Genomic DNA, 15,523 nt, shown 5'->3' on the forward strand with positions numbered 1-15,523 from the left:
TGCTAAAGAAAACATAGTTTAGTATAACATACTTTTTTAGAAAAAATTGGAACGTTTTCTTGATTTTTTCAGAATAATCTCTCAAAAGGTCGACTATATCATACAATGTTTCTTTATGGTATACTAGATTCAATCCTCACTGAATGACAAGCCCGTCCGTCCATACGACCTAAGGTGTGAGACCTCATTCTCCAATCCTACTGGTACAACAGACGGACTCCCTTTTTGCATATAAAATATAATATAATAAGGACAGTATGAAAGAAACACTCCTCCCACAAAATACCCGACTTGCAGCCGTTCTTCTTGGATTCATCGGCGGTGCCTTAGATGTCTTTTGCCACATGCAATACGATGTCCTCGTCGCCACCCAGACTGGAAACATTATCCTTTTGATCGCAGATGTGCAACAGCACGACCTGGCAAGCACCATCCTGCGCGTCTTGTCGATTCTATCCTTTTCTGCAGGATTCTTATTTGGTGTCTTTGTCAAAGACCATCGAAAAACAGCCTACTGGCGAAGCTATACCCTCCTTCCCCTTGTCGGCTGTAGTCTAATCTTGCCCTTCCTTCCCAATATCCCCTACCTGAATGTCTGTCTCATTGCCTTTGCGACTGGGATGATGATGTTAACCTTCACAGGCTCCTTGATTGAAAAGCACCCCTTCACCATCCTCATGACATCTGGGAACTATCGAAAAATGCTGATGGCCTTATATCGAGTCCTACAAGGAAAAGGGGACCAAGAAGAATTTAAGCGTCAAGCCATCAACTATGGTCTAATCGTCGGTAGTTTCTTGACAGGTGCGATCAGTTCCGCTATCCTCACCATTGGCTATCACGACTTCGCAATTTGGCTCATCAGCTTCGCTCTAATCGTCTTTCTGACTTTCTATAGCTACTCGGTTCGCAAGGACCATCTTCAATATTCCAACCTCTAATCCGTCTCTAATCCTATCCATTTCCGATAATCACTAAACGAACCTTATCAAATGCCGACCTTCTTAAGAGGGCCGGCATTTGTCATCTCTTTGTCATATGGTCACAAAAATGTAACGATTTCTTTTCCTTCGATTTTCTCTTTTTCTGGTATACTAGAATCCACCTAAAACGAAAGGAAAAGATACTATGTTTTTATTGCGCTTTATTTTAGGCCTTATTCGATTCGTTTTCCGATCCATTTTTCGCATCATTCGTACACTTATTTTCTTACTGGTGATTGGCGCGATTCTCTTGTTTTTCCTCGTGCAAACAAAGCAAATCCAATTATCCGATTTGAGTCATTCGATTGACCAGTTTTTTCAAAACAACTCAAATATCCGAGGAACGGTTGATTCGCTTTCTGACTTTGTGACCGATCATACGCGACAAACGGATGTCGGCCGCTGGCAGACCAATACGGCAACCGTCTATATCGATACGAGCAACCCTACTTACCAGCAGGCCTACCAAGAAGCGATTGCGAACTGGAATGCGACAGGGGCTTTCACCTTCCAAGTCATCGAGGACAAGAGCAAAGCCCAAATCATCGCCACCCATTACAATGACAGCAACAGCCGAGCGGCCGGTCTTGCCGAGACACATACCGATGGTCTCTCCGGCTATCTCCTAGATGTCTCCGTCAAACTCAATGATTACTTTTTGCTCAATCCATCCTATGGTTATACATTTGAGCGGATTACCCACACTGCCGAGCATGAGCTAGGCCACGCTATCGGCCTTAGTCACAACGACAACGAAAGCTCTGTGATGGAATCAGCCGGTTCATATACAGGAATCCAAGAAACTGACATCGAAAAGGTCCGCGCTCTTTACAGTACCTAGCCTTCTTGCCTTCCTAGCAAGAATCTAACGGGATCCAATGATGCCTCCCTATCTAAAAAACGCAAACGCTCCTCTTTGCGTGTACTGACCCCAAAAGTTAGACAGAAAGGTCTAACTTTGGTGGCACAGTTCATCCGTCAGGAGCGTTTGCGTTTTTTTCTAATTTATTTCTAGATGGAGGTCGTCATTTATTCACCTATCTTATCGCCGTCCTAGGAGCAGCGTTCCCGCAACAGTTACTGCTTCGATCGATTCTTGAGGCAGATTTTCCTTTTTGGCATGAAATAAGACCGGACTCATCTCAATAAACGCCTGCCTTTGCTCTTTCGTAACTGGACTGGTTTGTTGGATGGTCACTTGTTCCACCACTGTAAAGTGCTCAGAAAACAAATCCAGCAAAGTCTGGTTCGAATAAGCTTCTCTTTTCTCGTCAGGCAACAAGGCACGCAATTCTTTTACATGATTCGGATGCGGAACGACCTTGATAAGGAGACCTCCTGGCTTTAGCACCCGCTTGAACTCCCCATAATTCGCTGGAGAGTAAATATCCAAGATCACATCTATACTCTGGTCTTCAAAGGGCAAATTAGCCAAATCTGCCACAAGCCAAGATATTTTCTTATTTCGATCTTTCTTTGCCGCCAATTGAATAGAGTGTTTGGACAGATCAAAGGCATAGATCGACAAGGACTCCTGGATATCTGCCAGTGCACGCGCATAAAACCCTTCACCACAGGCAACATCCAAGACTCGCCCTTCCTTGGGCATCCGATTGGCAATTCCTTCGAGAATGTTGTCATAAAATCCCGCTTCCAACACCTGATTTCGATAGACAAAATTTTCTTTGTCGTATTCTTTTGATGCTTTCATATTGGGGATGAGGTTGCAAGCTCCTTGCTTCGATAAGTCAAAAGTATGCCGGTGCGCACAGCAAAGGCTATTGCCTTCTCGATGCAACCCTTCCTGACAAAGGGGACATCTCAACACTCCCTGGACATCTCCAAACGGTATGAAACTCATGCTTTCTCTCCTTCCTTTCCTATTGTATCAAAAATAGCAACGAAACACCGACAGACACCTGGTAGGGCATGATTTCTTTGATGTCCTAGATCAAATCATCCCGATGGACCTGTTCATATGCTTGGTCTCCGTCATGGAGCTTGTCCCATATGACCACAGATCCCGTCTTCAGCGATTGCTGCACATCAATGATGCGTTGATTAGAAGATCCACGAAACTGGAGCATAAGATTTTTCTTGGTCCGGTCAAAACGCCCATCCACCAGGATGTCAATCAAGGACAACAATTCCAGCTTGTCCTCGGTTTCCAGCAGCATTTCCTCCCAAGTATAGCCAGTCCAGGACCAGATATCCTTTTCGGGTAGTTCCTTGCGGATCCGTTTGACCAGAGGCAAGAGAATCCCAGTATTAAGAAAAGGCTCTCCACCCAAGAGGGTCAGCCCCTGCACGTAAGGTTGCGCCAAATCAGCCATAATCTGCTCCTCCAACTCCGCTGTGTATGGGATACCCGCTCTAAAATTCCAAGTGGCTACATTGTAGCACCCTTCGCAGTGGAACATACACCCCGCAACATAGAGAGAATTGCGGACACCTTCCCCATCGACGAAGTTAAAGGCCTTATAGTCAATGATGCGCCCCTGACTCAGCTCCTCACTCTTCCATTCTTGTGGTTTTGGATTGTTCATTCTCTTCCTCCAAGTCTATCCAATACCGCTCTGTTTCGTAACGTATATCCTCTCGTTGCCCACCATTAGCTAAGATAACCGCACGACTAGCAGAATTGGCCACACTACAAGTCACCAGTACTTTGTTGATGTTCTTTTCCTTAGCCACTTGCAAGCCCTGGCGGAGGGACTCTTTCGCATACCCCTTACCTCTTTCGGAAGGACGGATGGAATAGCCGATATGACCACCTTCATTTAAGAGGTAGTCACTGAGACGAAGACGCAGGTTGAGAAAGCCAACCGCCACACCATCTTCAAAGCCCACCAGTTGGATAGCAGGCACCCAACCGTCTGGCAGATGTAAACCCATTTCTGCATCTTGATTGCTTGCCAGCCAGTCTTCATAGACAAAATCTTCCCAGTCCCAGAAACCTCCATCATGAAGGGAAGCTTCCTCCTCAAACTCAGCCATCATAGCAAGAATGGCATCCTTGTCCGCTAAAGTTGGTCGCCGTAGTTCCATAAAACCTCCTAAATATGAAGAAAGGTTAGGACAACAGTCCTCAACCTCCAAAATGATATTACAAAATTTGTAAGACTCAGTCGCTATCTGACTTTAGATACGCTTGTACCAAGCTGTTAGTGATACTGACTCTGTCAGCTCTATTTTCTGCCTCAAACAGTTCAGGGGACTGTTTGAGAAATCCATATCTCACTTCCTTACTTTTTCTTCGTTTTTTGTAAAAATTGTTCTCGCAGACTGGCTACACGGTCTTTTTTGTTAACTCCACCTGTTGAATGTTTCTCGTGAAATCGTGTGACGAGCGCTTTTCCTTTATCATCTAATTGGTATTTACCCATTTTTATCTCCTGAAATCTTAATCGTTGATCCATTCATATGTTTGACACGTGCCGATATTTCTTTGTGTCGCCCATTGACCATTGGACGCGCCTGTGGGTTCCCTAGGTATCCACACGTTCGTTTGACCACATCAACAGTCTTGGGATCGCTATTTCCGCAATTCGGACACTTAAAGCCACGCTCCGTTGGCTCAAAATCTCCCTCAAAACCACAAGCATAACAATGATCAATCGGAGTATTGGTCCCCAGATAGCCGACACGATCATAGGCATAGTCCCAAACCGCCTCTAGTGCTTTGGGATTTTGCTGAAGCACTGGATACTCGCAGTAGTGGATGAAACCACCGGTCGCACCTGCTTCTGGATACGATTTTTCAAAGTCTAGTTTCTCAAACGGAGTCGGATTCTTCCGGACATCATAGTGAAAAGAGTTGGTATAATACTCCTTATCGGTGACGTTTTCTACTATCCCAAACTTTTCGGTATCCAAGCGGCAAAAACGATCCGTCAAGCTCTCTGATGGAGTAGAGTAGACAGAAAAATGATATCCGTACTCTTGTGACCAGGACTCACAGAGTTCCTTCATGGTTTGAATGATATCAATGGTGAAGTCCTTTGCAGCAGGATTTCCCTCCCACTCACCCCCATAGAAGGTCGCTGCAACCTCATAAAGACCGATATAGCCGAGCGATACGGTCGCCCGACGGTTTCGAAAGAGCTCATCTACAGAATCCGCTCTTCCAAGTCGCTTCCCGAAGGCCCCGTTTTGAAATAGAATCGGAGCGTTCGCAGGAGTCGCTTCTTTACAGCGTGCCACACGATAGACCAAGGCATCCTTTGCAATCGCCATCCGCTCATCAAACAAGGCCCAAAACTTATCCATATCTCCCTTGGCTTCAAGGGCTATGCGAGGAAGATTGACGGTCACGACCCCTAAGTTCATCCTTCCAGAGTTGACTTCCTGACCATTTTCATCCCACCAGCCTTGCAAGAAGGAACGACACCCCATCGGAACTTTAAATGACCCCGTCAATTCCACGATTTTGTCATAAGACAAGACATCGGGATACATCCGCTTTGTCGCACATTCCAAGGCCAGTTCCTTGATCTCATAGTTGGGAGTTCCAGGCTCTAAGTTCAATCCACTCTTCAACGTAAAAATCAACTTTGGAAAAATCGCTGTCCGGTGCTCCGAACCCAAGCCTTTGATTCGAATTTGCAAAATAGCCTTTTGAATTTCCCTTTCAAATACTCCTGTCCCCAGTCCAAATCCCAAAGACGTAAACGGGGTTTGTCCGTTGGACGTAAAAAGAGTATTAATTTCATATTCCAAAGACTGCATGGCATCGTAGATATCCTTTTTGGTCTTTTCAAGCGCGAACTCCTCTCGCTTTTCTTCGACCACCCAGCTCTCAGCGTCTGCTAAATGCTTTTGATAATTTTTCTCGGCATAAGGCGCCAAAACCTCATCGATCCGATCGGCAGAACAGCCACCATACTGGCTGGATGCGACATTGGCAATAATTTGTGAAATCTGAGCCGTTGCGGTTTGAATGGACTTGGGACTTTCCACTTCAGCATTTCCAATCTTAAAACCATTAGCCAACATTCCTTTAAAGTCAATCAAGCAACAGTTGGTCATGGCTGTATAAGGACTGTAATCCAAGTCATGGTAGTGGATATCTCCTTTTTGATGAGCGTTCGACACATGTGAGGGGAGCATCTTTAGCCCAATCGACTTGGCTACAATCCCTGCTGTCAAATCGCGCTGGGTGTTATAGACATTACTATCCTTATTCGCATTTTCGTTCACAACACTCTGATCCTTACGGATCAGCTGATCAATGGTCACATTGATATCCGTCGCTTGATTCCGCTTAAAATCCCGATCTGTCCGGTAGCGAATATAGGCTTGGGCCATTTCAAATTCTTCTGCTTCCAGCAACTCTTGCTCTACAATGGACTGGATCTCATAAATCTTGACATCTTTTGCAAATCGTTCCTGTATTTCGGCCACGATCGCATCCGTTAGCGCTTCTAATTTTGACTCCGCGATAGGGGTCATGGTTGCTAACGACTGATGGGCCTTTTCCAAGGCTAGAGAGATCTTTTCTCTGTCAAAAGGAACACGTCGTCCATCTCTTTTGATGACAATCACACTCGGATTTAGGACTATTCTTTTTTTATCTAAACTAATCATCCTTTGCCTACTTTCCATTCTTCTGATAGGTCAGTTACTGCCTGCAAAAACCATTCTAGCACATCAGCAGGGAAAAAACAATATATTGTGGAAATAAATTATTTTTTCTTATAAAAGCACTATATATTGTTTTTAGAATGCTCCATATAGCCCATTCCAATCACGTTTTTGGTCCTTTCCTCGCGTATTACTACACAAAAAAAGACCTGCCGTAGCTGGTCTTTCATCCAAAGAATAAGTCATCCTTTCCGAATCCGAAAGCAGGTGTTATTCTTCCATAAAGCTATTGAAAACTTCTTCAATCATATCCCATTCAGCTGTCGCGTCTTCTGGAATCGGCTGTAAATCTCCTTCTGTTCCGTTTTCATTTTCGATAAAGGAATAAGCTTGAATTTCAACTAAGCCATCTTCATCTTCTTCGGCATTTGCAGGTACCAATAAAACATAGTTTTTGCCAAATTCTTCTTGTCCATCGATAGTGAGCAAGATTTCGTACAGGGTTTCATTCCCTTGGTCGTCAACCAACGTAATCAATTCCCGTTCTTCATGGTTGTGCGTGTGTTCGTGTGCCATATATTCTCCTTAAAAATGTTTATCTAAATAATTTTGTAAAATCAACTGGGCAGCGAGCTTATCAATCACTTTTTTTCGTTTATTTCGGCTGATATCAGCCTGCTCAATCAACATCCGCTCAGCCGCTACCGTCGTTAAGCGTTCATCTTGATAATCAACCGGTAGGCCAAAAGTCTCTAAAAGCAATTGTCCATAAGCTTGGCTCGCTTCCACTCGAGGACCGCTTGTATTGTTCATGTTCTTCGGTAGGCCAACGACAAACTTGTCCACCTGATACTGCGAAACAAGTTCTTTTAAGCGTTCCATTCCAAATTCTTCCTGAGACTCGTCAATAGCGATAATCTCCACGCCTTGAGCCGTAAAGCCTAAAGGATCTGAAATAGCAACGCCGACTGTTTTTGAGCCTACATCTAATCCCATGATTCTCATAAGGCATCAATCCCGTTTTCTTTTAAATAGAAGCGGACCAACTCCTCTACAATCTCGTCTCGCTCATATTTTCGAATTTGATTTCGCGCATCATTGTAACGAGGGATATAAGCTGGGTCTCCACTCAGCACATACCCAACAATCTGATTGATTGGATTATACCCCTTCTCGTCTAGAGAGTGGTAGACATTGGTCAATGTTTCGCTGATTTCTTTTTTATTGCCATCATCCAAGCGAAAACGAACAGTTTCTTCAGTGAATCCCATCTTTACACCTTCTTTCCTATTATCATCTCTTAATTATAGCATATTTTCGATCATTCATCAATGAATCAAACAGAAAAAGCCTTGTTTCAAGGCTTCATTCAGTCATCTAGAGGGCTGCTCTCATACGCGCCTGAGCATTCTCAACATTTCGAACAGAACGTGGCAAAAAGGCACGAATATCATCTTCTTTATAGCCAACTTGGAGACGCTTGTCATCAATCAGAATGGGACTTTTTAAAATCCTTGGATTTTCTGTAATCAAATCCAAGGCCTCATTGACGCTCAAGTCTTCAATATCAATTTTTAGACTTTTCGCGTATCGATTTTTAGAGGATACGATACTTGCAACGCCATTTTCTGTTTTTGTCAAAATGTTTAATAATTCTTCTTTTGTAATGGTTTCTTTCCCAAGGTTATGTTCTTTGTACGATAGTTGATGAGCGTTTAACCAATTTTTAGCCTTTTTACAACTCGTACAACTCGAGACTGTATAAATTTTAATCATGTAGCCTCTCCTTTATGATTTTCTTAAATTCAGTATACATTATTATACCATATTTACCATCCGTCTGGGGACCGATTTAAAAATTAACTACAAGATGTAGTCATTTTGTAACATCTGTTACACAAGGGATGGAAATTTATTAGTTCTTATTCGGGAGTTCGTGTCGATCATTAAGAAAAGGAGGGCGCAATCTCCATCTTCGAATCCTATAAAGTGGGCACTTAAAAGATAGGAGTGGGCAGAAGAATCCCCAGAAAAAGATCCTTCAAACTCTTTATATCCCTCCTTCTAGCCTAAACGCGGCTCTTCAGAACAATCTAATCTTTATTCGTGAACTTCATTCAAAAACTCTCCTGGCCTTTGATGAGCTACCTTGCCCATCAGAAACCAAGAGAGTCACAATGTCCCCTCGTTCAAAGCTTGAACATTTATTCTTCAATTTCGATCCCACCATCGAGATCCAATACAACTTCTTCAGTCCCAGCAGCTTCTTCCACTCCGACCGGGTCGATGGAAGCTTGGTCATCTTCTACTAAACCATACTGCACGCGCACTTTATGATCGATTTCGTCAAAAATATCTGGATTTTCAGCCAAGAATTTCTTCGCATTTTCGGATCCTTGACCAATTTTCTCATCATTATAGGAGAACCAAGCCCCAGCCTTTTTGATAATGCCTAGGTCGCTGGCGATTTTGACTAGCTCGCCCGTACGAGAAATCCCTTCCCCATACATAATTTCCACTTCCGCTGTCTTAAACGGTGGAGCCACCTTGTTCTTGACAACCTTGATTTTGGTTTCCTTCCCGATATTGCTATCTTTCTGATCCCCAGTTCCCTTGATCTGCGTATTCCCACGGACATCCATCCGGACAGAAGCGTAAAACTTCAAAGCACGTCCACCAGGAGTTGTTTCTGGGTTTCCAAACATCACCCCAACTTTTTCACGAAGTTGGTTGATAAAGATGGCAATGGTCTTGGTCTTGTTAATCGAAGCAGAGAGCTTGCGCATGGCTTGACTCATCATCCGAGCTTGAAGTCCGACATGGCTATCTCCGATGTCCCCGTCAATCTCTGCTCGTGGTACCAAAGCGGCAACCGAGTCAACGACGACAAGGTCTACAGCTCCTGAATCAATCAGCTGCCCTGCAATTTCTAACCCTTGCTCTCCTGAGTCTGGTTGAGATAGGAGTAATTCATCGATATTGACTCCTAAAGCTGCTGCATAGGCCGGATCCAGGGCATGCTCGGCATCGATAAAGGCGGCAATTCCCCCTTCTTTTTGAGCCTGCGCAACGGCATGTAAGGCCACCGTTGTCTTACCAGAGGACTCCGGTCCATAGATTTCAATAATTCGCCCTTTGGGATACCCACCTGCCCCCAAGGCAATATCAAGCGCCAAGGACCCTGAGCTCATCACTTGAACCTTTTGTTCAGCTCGCTCTCCCAGTCGCATCACAGCTCCCTTACCGAAATCTTTTTCGATATTTTTCAGAGCGTCATCAAGCGCCTTTCGACGTTCATCTCCAAATTTTTTGGTAATATCTTCTGTTTTTTCGTTTTCTTTGCCAATGAATTTCTCCTTCTATTACTGCGGTTATCTTATTTATTATACTAAATCTTCGCTATTTAATAAAGTTTGACGCACGAGATGAAAGGCATGTAAGACAGCAATTTCTCGGACATCTGCCCGACTACGCCCACCAATCCTAACCGAGCGTACATCCACCCTATCTGCTGTTGCGATGCCTATATATACGGTTCCAACTGGTTGGTTTTCAAGCGAGTCCGGACCAGCCACTCCAGTCAAGGAAACAGCAATGTCCGCTCCCGTTAAGAGACGAGCTTGAAGGGCCATTTTTTCAGCCGTAAAGGACGACACCACTCCATGAAATTCCAACTCTTCCAGTGGAATATTCAGCATTTTTGCTTTTTCTTCTATGCTATACGTTACAAATCCTCCCTTAAAGATGGTTGAGCTCCCTGAAAAATCGGCAAGTCTCGCTTGAAAGAGACCAGCCGTTAGACTTTCAGCGGCAGTCACCACTTTCTGTTGGGCCTTTAATAAAGCCACGGTCTCTTGGGCAAGGCTATTATCCTCTCCATATCCATAGAACAAGTCAGATAAAGGCTGTCCGTCCAAGGTCTGAACAGACAAAATCTGTTGTTCCAAAGATTCCAGACGGATATTTGCCTCTTCGACAGAAGAGGCTTTCGTAGACAAGCGCAGGGTCACTTCCCCCGTCTTTGCATAGGGCGCTATCGTAGGGTCTGTCTGTGCTTGAATCAGCTCTCCCAAAACGGTGACCAGTTGACTCTCTCCAACACCAAAAAAGCGAAGGACCCGGGAATATAAGCGCTGATTCCCCGATATTCGTGGGACGAGCTCATTTTGTACCATGGGCTTCAATTCACTTGGTGGACCCGGCAAAAGGACATACGTTCTGCCTTCCACCTCGATGATTCCTCCTACAGCTAGGCCAGTTTCATTTGGCAAAGGTTGCGCTCCTTCAACGATTTGGGCTTGACGCTCATTGTTTGCTGTCCTCACGTGAGCAGGACGACTCGCAAAAAAGTGGTCCAACTTTTCCACGGCTTTTGGGTCAAAAACCAAGGAACGTCCTAAAAATCGTGCCAAAGTTTGCTTGGTGAGATCATCCTCCGTCGGACCTAGACCTCCACAGAGTACGATGAGATCACTTCTGGTCTTAGCCTCCTCCAAGACGGACATCAAGCGTTCTTCATTATCCCCAACAGCCGTCTGAAACAACACATCAATCCCTAGTTCTGCAAACTTTTCTGACAGGTATTGGGCATTTGTATTGATAATTTGGCCCGTTAAAATTTCGGTACCAACAGCAATGATTTCTGCTTTCATAGGACCTCCTCAACTATTTATTCGTAAATGTGACTTCATTATAGCACACAATGAGATGACTGATATATTCGCAAGCAAAAAAAGCCTGAGATAAGCTCACCTCAAGCAAGATTCCTCTAGTATCGCCGGAACTGTAACCTTGACCTACATCAACAAGAGGAGAAAGGCAATCAGATTATTTAGACAGTGCACTCCATAGGAAACAAAGATATTGTTGTTTTCTTTAAGATAAATCATCGACAGGACAATGCCCGCACCAACATATGCAATCGCAGCCACCCACTCCGATAGAGAAAAACTATGCATATGGGTCATGGCAAAGGCCGCCGCCACAATTCCTACACTAACGACCTTTGAGAAGTTCGTCTGAAGGCGCTCCAATAAAAACTGGCGGAAAAAAAGTTCTTCAACGGCCGGCCCCACAAAAATGCCAAACACCAACATGAGCACGGGACTCGCATTCAGAGCTAATTGGATGTTTTCATTATTTAAGCCTTCTCCTGTAATCCCGAAGGTATTTCTCAAGATTTGAACGAGAATCCCGCAAGATACCGTCGCCAAAAAGAGAAAAAGATAGCCTAGCCCTATCTTGACTAGATAGCTCTTGGGGGCTTTTCTTACTTGCTGCCAAGAAGAACGAATAGCATCCTGAAAAGCATACCATCCCAATCCAAAGAGGAGCAAGTAAAGAAGAAAGAGAGCCAAGCTACTTCTGAATAAAAGCTGGATAAACACAGCTCCATCCAAGAGAAAGCAATAAATATAACTCAAAGCAAATACAGAAATCAGCGTTGTTTTTTTAACCATTCATTTCCTCCTTATCGGGCTTTTCCCTATCATCTTTTAGGGGAACCGAGCAGAAAATCAGAAAAGACTTCTAGAAGAGACTGGGTCCCCTCATCTTCTTCTGCTACCTTCTTCCCCCTAAAAACACCAACGAACTCCGTCCTTTATATGTGACATTATACCTTATCTTCGGCTGAATTGCGACCTCTGTCCACAAAAAAATGAGATTCCTCCATCTCATTTTCATATTGTTTCTCCATCTACCTTCATACTCTCCAAGACAGCCTCTTCTAAAGCCTTGGCTGAATGATACTGATTCGAAAAAAGGGTCAACCCCTTCTTAGATAAGTAGAGAATTTCATCTGATAACTCATACGCGATCTGAGCTTGATGGGTGGAAAACACGATGATCCGCTCGTGCTTGTACTCTTTCAGGATCGTCATAATGGCCTCAAAGCTGACCGGATCAATATCTGTAAAAGGCTCATCTAGGAGCCACACGGAGGATTTCGATAAGAGGGCAATAATCAGATACAACTTACTTTTCATCCCTTTGGAAAAATCCTTTATCCGTTTTGAGCCTGGGTGAAAGTAGAGACGATCGTAATAGAAAGCCTTTTCTGCTACATCAAGAGGAACCCCCTTAAAACGAAAGGTTTGGTGAATGAATTCATCTGCCGTCATAAATCCAAAAGGGACATCATTGGATTCCAAAAAAATGGCTTCTTCATTTCCTGTCACGCTCCCTGTATCGGGTGACAAATTCCCATTTAAAATATTTAAAAGGGTGGTTTTACCAGATCCATTTCGTCCAAAGATACTGTAAATTTTCCCTTTTTCAAAATTCAGATGGACCTGCTCAAAAATCAGTACATCCTTTAACCGTTTGCTAACATTTTCAACCTTCATTTAGAACCTCCCCGCAAGCTGCTCCAAAAAAGCAGCCAAAAGTAACAATACAAATAAAATCCAGACCATTCGATACTGTCGGTGTGCCCCAAAGTAGGTAGCAAGCGCTAGCGCAGCCACTTCAACCGGACCATAGATAAGTAGCCGAGAAAAAGCTTGAGGAAGCGAAGCAGACAGACTCAGGATTAGTGAAAAGAAAATAGAATTATACCCATAAAAGAGATACGGGAGTTTTTGATTGATTCGACCAGACAATAGGATCCCAGCGCAAACAAGGCTATTATGGATCCATAAGTGACCTACTGACAAGGGCACAGAAGATAAAGTCCCAGACTCTGTTGCAGATAGAAAAGACAAAATCCCAACAAGCAGGCTAGGCAACCAGAAATAAAGCCACAAACGAAAAACAGACGACATCATATCTTTATTAATGAACATAAAAAGCAAGTACGATATTTAAGAGTGGTAGAAAAAAACTAAAGGACAGATACACATCGGTTTTGTAAATATCCAAGATCCGACTCTTCAGAACGAACACGGCTAGGAGGCCTTTTCCTATCAACAAAAACAAGAGGTTGAGGAAAAAGATCCAGAAAATCAAGCCTTGAAACCCTGCGATTCCAGCCATAATCAGCCCTAACAGAAATTGATAGAGGGCAACCTTTGCCACATAAGGCCCTAGTAGGCGTAGCGGAGCAATCCGAACGGCCTTCAGATAATGCAAGATCGGATAACTACAAAAGTTAGGCGTGTAGATGAGATTTAAGAAGGCAGCCAGCACAAGGAAGACGCCCCACTCAGATAAAGGAGTATAGGAAAGGCAGGCCGGCAGAAGGAAGAACACATAAATCGGACCCCTTTTGATATATTCTTCGATATAATCTCGATCTAAACCGCCACCTTTATGTCTATCTGGTCTCCCTGTCCTTTGAAGCCTCACCTGATCAGACCGAAAAAGAATTGCCAGTCGAAAGAAAAGAATTGCCAGCAACATCAGCAGCAAGGCAAAAAGATTTCCTTCTGAAAAAACAGCGACCCAATTCCCACTTTTTAACACGCTTCCCAGCCATTTTACAAAGACGAGGAGGGAAACAGCCCCAACGACTTGCTTTCCAAACGGTGAGACCGCCTCTTGAATGGACAGCTGATGAAGATGAATCTGCCGCAGCGTTCCCCAATAAACGGTGAGAACAGACACAGCGGTTATCAGAGACACGACAGGAAAGGTCCACCAGGAGCGTGAGAAGAAAGTCAGAACGACTAGACTCTCCCAGACAACCATCACCACACCGGCGAATAAGGTATAGTAGCGGGCCAAGATTCGCTTGTTTTGACTTTTTTCGACTGGTGTAAAGACATCCGATAACAGGAAGTCCATATTTTTCAGCCGAGAATTACTATAGATCACCTGCCTGGGTGCTAAAAAAATCGTATAAAGACAGACCAAGATTTGAGAGAGAAAAAAAGCAGACAGATTTTTATGCGAAGATAAATAAACAGCCAGTCCAAGAGCAGCTAGGCCGTACAAACCTCCTCTGAAAAAGGCATATCCACTATAAAGAAGACGCCTTTGCCTTTGAGGCACATTTGATAAAAAGGGGCTATCTTCAAAAAAAATCTCTTGATTGAGCCGATAGTGAAATAAAATACTATGGAGCATAAGCGACAAGTCTCCCTAAAATTGCAAAAAAGAAAAGAACCGTATAAAAGGACACGCAGAATCCCCAAATGCTGCGAGCTGGTTCACGATCCCGCCATTGAACATACAAATGCACCAAAAACAAGCACATAAAGGGACGAAGGATTTGAACGAGCTCAAGGCCTCTTCCAATCTGATGCATTACAAGGACAAGGATAGAGTCTAAGCAGAGATAAAAGAGGAACCTATTCCGATTTCTGTCCCTTTCGGCTTCTCTTGATAAGGAAAATATCGTCAAGAAATACTGATAAATCGCAAGCAAGACATAAATCGAACAGCCCATTGAGAAGACGGTCATGACCAATAGAAAATACTTCACATCCAGAGCGATCGTAGGGGACCATAGAACCGGATTTGCAGTAATTCCAAAAATCAATAGGAGCAATATATATTTTATAAACGGACGATGCATCTTTCCACCAAAATCAACAATAACGGCCCATACTCTTTAATTATAAACTAAGCATAGACCTACTAGAAAATTTCCAGATAAATGAGTCAGTACAGGAATAGTGAACCATCAACAGATAAATAACTATATAGGATCAACAAATGATAAGACTTATCCAGATAGCATTACCTTAATGATTTTTTATAACTAAGCTAAAAGGCAGCTAACCAACTGTTGTTCAGAACGGCATCAATCCCCCAAGCGAGCAAAAATTGGACGATGAGACTCGCTAACCAGCCCCCTCCAGTGGCTGCCGTCACAGCAGTCCACAAGGATTTTCCAGCATTCATCAACGATTTTATTTTTCTCAATGTTGCCATTAGTCTAATTGGCTTAAAACCCAAAGAACTTGCAAGGAAGGTTGGAACTAAAGCAAAGCTAACGATTACAATAGACACTGCATTTTTTATGAACTGAATCACTTTTTTGTTTTTCATCATTTAAAAACCTCTACATGTTA

The 15,523-nt window shown here is 43.6% G+C and carries 17 protein-coding genes; 2 read left to right on the forward strand and 15 right to left on the reverse strand.

Annotation, left to right across the window (positions count from 1 at the left end; genetic code table 11):
- The first annotated feature begins 257 nt into the window (after positions 1-257).
- Both STRDD13_RS05905 and STRDD13_RS05910 read left to right on the forward strand, forming a co-directional pair.
- Positions 258-941, forward strand: coding sequence for a YoaK family protein (locus STRDD13_RS05905; protein WP_067102978.1), 684 nt, complete (start codon positions 258-260; stop codon positions 939-941).
- Between the two features lie 187 nt (positions 942-1,128).
- A complete protein-coding gene (locus STRDD13_RS05910) occupies positions 1,129-1,824 on the forward strand; it encodes a M57 family metalloprotease (RefSeq protein ID WP_067102980.1) in 696 nt (231 codons plus the stop codon).
- Between the two features lie 201 nt (positions 1,825-2,025).
- Here the strand turns inward: STRDD13_RS05910 and STRDD13_RS05915 are convergent, their stop codons facing one another.
- The 15 genes from STRDD13_RS05915 to STRDD13_RS08770 form a co-directional block, all read right to left on the reverse strand.
- Positions 2,026-2,844 (reverse strand): methyltransferase domain-containing protein, encoded by an 819-nt coding sequence (locus STRDD13_RS05915; RefSeq protein WP_082781187.1) that lies wholly within the window; start codon positions 2,842-2,844, stop codon positions 2,026-2,028.
- An 85-nt stretch (positions 2,845-2,929) separates the two neighbouring features.
- Entirely contained in the window at positions 2,930-3,529 is a 600-nt protein-coding gene (gene nrdG, locus STRDD13_RS05920) for an anaerobic ribonucleoside-triphosphate reductase activating protein (RefSeq protein WP_067102984.1), read from the reverse strand.
- Positions 3,495-4,031, reverse strand: coding sequence for a GNAT family N-acetyltransferase (locus STRDD13_RS05925; protein ID WP_067102986.1), 537 nt, complete (start codon positions 4,029-4,031; stop codon positions 3,495-3,497). The genes nrdG and STRDD13_RS05925 overlap by 35 nt, the downstream gene beginning before the upstream one ends.
- A gap of 197 nt (positions 4,032-4,228) precedes the next feature.
- The gene (locus STRDD13_RS08610; protein ID WP_197457168.1) at positions 4,229-4,369 is read right to left on the reverse strand and encodes a hypothetical protein; all 141 of its coding nucleotides are present in this window, start codon (positions 4,367-4,369) and stop codon (positions 4,229-4,231) included.
- The gene (gene nrdD, locus STRDD13_RS05930) at positions 4,362-6,569 is read right to left on the reverse strand and encodes an anaerobic ribonucleoside-triphosphate reductase (RefSeq protein WP_067102987.1); all 2,208 of its coding nucleotides are present in this window, start codon (positions 6,567-6,569) and stop codon (positions 4,362-4,364) included. The genes STRDD13_RS08610 and nrdD overlap by 8 nt, the downstream gene beginning before the upstream one ends.
- 267 nt (positions 6,570-6,836) lie before the next feature.
- Positions 6,837-7,142: a DUF1292 domain-containing protein gene (locus STRDD13_RS05935; protein WP_067102989.1), complete on the reverse strand. Its 306-nt coding sequence runs from the start codon at positions 7,140-7,142 to the stop codon at positions 6,837-6,839.
- A 9-nt stretch (positions 7,143-7,151) separates the two neighbouring features.
- Positions 7,152-7,571: a Holliday junction resolvase RuvX gene (ruvX, locus tag STRDD13_RS05940; RefSeq protein WP_067102991.1), complete on the reverse strand. Its 420-nt coding sequence runs from the start codon at positions 7,569-7,571 to the stop codon at positions 7,152-7,154.
- The gene (locus tag STRDD13_RS05945; RefSeq protein ID WP_067102993.1) at positions 7,568-7,837 is read right to left on the reverse strand and encodes an IreB family regulatory phosphoprotein; all 270 of its coding nucleotides are present in this window, start codon (positions 7,835-7,837) and stop codon (positions 7,568-7,570) included. Before STRDD13_RS05945 ends, ruvX begins: the two co-directional genes overlap by 4 nt.
- 106 nt (positions 7,838-7,943) lie before the next feature.
- Positions 7,944-8,342, reverse strand: a complete 399-nt coding sequence (gene spx, locus STRDD13_RS05950; RefSeq protein ID WP_067102995.1) for a transcriptional regulator Spx — start codon at positions 8,340-8,342, stop codon at positions 7,944-7,946.
- 428 nt (positions 8,343-8,770) lie between these two features.
- Positions 8,771-9,913 carry a recombinase RecA gene (gene recA / locus STRDD13_RS05955; protein ID WP_067102997.1) on the reverse strand — a complete coding sequence of 381 codons (1,143 nt, stop codon included), beginning with the start codon at positions 9,911-9,913 and terminating at the stop codon, positions 8,771-8,773.
- A gap of 36 nt (positions 9,914-9,949) precedes the next feature.
- A complete protein-coding gene (locus STRDD13_RS05960) occupies positions 9,950-11,218 on the reverse strand; it encodes a competence/damage-inducible protein A (protein WP_067102999.1) in 1,269 nt (422 codons plus the stop codon).
- A gap of 144 nt (positions 11,219-11,362) precedes the next feature.
- Positions 11,363-12,025 (reverse strand): CPBP family intramembrane glutamic endopeptidase, encoded by a 663-nt coding sequence (locus tag STRDD13_RS05965; protein ID WP_067103001.1) that lies wholly within the window; start codon positions 12,023-12,025, stop codon positions 11,363-11,365.
- Positions 12,026-12,247: 222 nt separating this feature from the next.
- Positions 12,248-12,913, reverse strand: coding sequence for an ATP-binding cassette domain-containing protein (locus STRDD13_RS05970; RefSeq protein WP_067103003.1), 666 nt, complete (start codon positions 12,911-12,913; stop codon positions 12,248-12,250).
- A 427-nt stretch (positions 12,914-13,340) separates the two neighbouring features.
- Positions 13,341-14,441: a hypothetical protein gene (locus STRDD13_RS05980; RefSeq protein ID WP_156471255.1), complete on the reverse strand. Its 1,101-nt coding sequence runs from the start codon at positions 14,439-14,441 to the stop codon at positions 13,341-13,343.
- A gap of 774 nt (positions 14,442-15,215) precedes the next feature.
- Positions 15,216-15,503, reverse strand: a complete 288-nt coding sequence (locus STRDD13_RS08770) for a hypothetical protein (protein ID WP_067103011.1) — start codon at positions 15,501-15,503, stop codon at positions 15,216-15,218.
- Positions 15,504-15,523 lie beyond the last annotated feature (20 nt).

Source organism: Streptococcus sp. DD13 (assembly GCF_001578875.1).
In the GTDB taxonomy this organism is placed as follows: domain Bacteria; phylum Bacillota; class Bacilli; order Lactobacillales; family Streptococcaceae; genus Streptococcus.